Origin of the sequence: Helicobacter pylori (assembly GCF_017594925.1) — a bacterium.
Classification (GTDB): domain Bacteria; phylum Campylobacterota; class Campylobacteria; order Campylobacterales; family Helicobacteraceae; genus Helicobacter; species Helicobacter pylori_DP.
This window is the reverse complement of record NZ_JAALNT010000046.1, coordinates 1-414: the sequence shown is the minus strand read 5'-3', so window position 1 is coordinate 414 and position 414 is coordinate 1. Positions and strand designations below refer to the sequence as shown.

Below are 414 nucleotides of genomic sequence, written 5' to 3'. Positions count from 1 at the left end.
CTTGCTCCACACTCTAGCGCCTAAGGGGGTGGAGTTTAGGAAATTGGGGGAGGTGTGTGATTTTCAAAAAGGAAAATCAATAACAAAAAAAGCCGTAACTTTTGGAAAAGTCCCCGTTATTTCGGGGGGAAGACAACCCGCTTATTATCACAATGAGGCAAATCGTAGCGGAGAAACAATAGCGATTTCTTCATCTGGAGTGTATGCTGGCTATGTTAGTTATTGGGATATTCCTGTTTTTCTTGCTGACTCTTTTTCTGTTTCACCAAAACAAAAAACCATAATGCCTAAATATCTTTTTCATTACCTTACAACGCAACAAGATGTAATCCATGCAACAAAAAGCACAGGGGGAATTCCCCATGTTTATAGCAAAGACTTACAAAATTTTTTAATCCCCATCCCACCCCTAGA

General features: G+C 39.9%; 1 protein-coding gene. It reads left to right on the top strand.

The window, feature by feature from the left end; genetic code table 11:
• Positions 1-414, top strand: a 414-nt coding sequence (locus tag G6069_RS07855; RefSeq protein WP_197293934.1) for a restriction endonuclease subunit S, incomplete at both ends; no start/stop codon positions are given.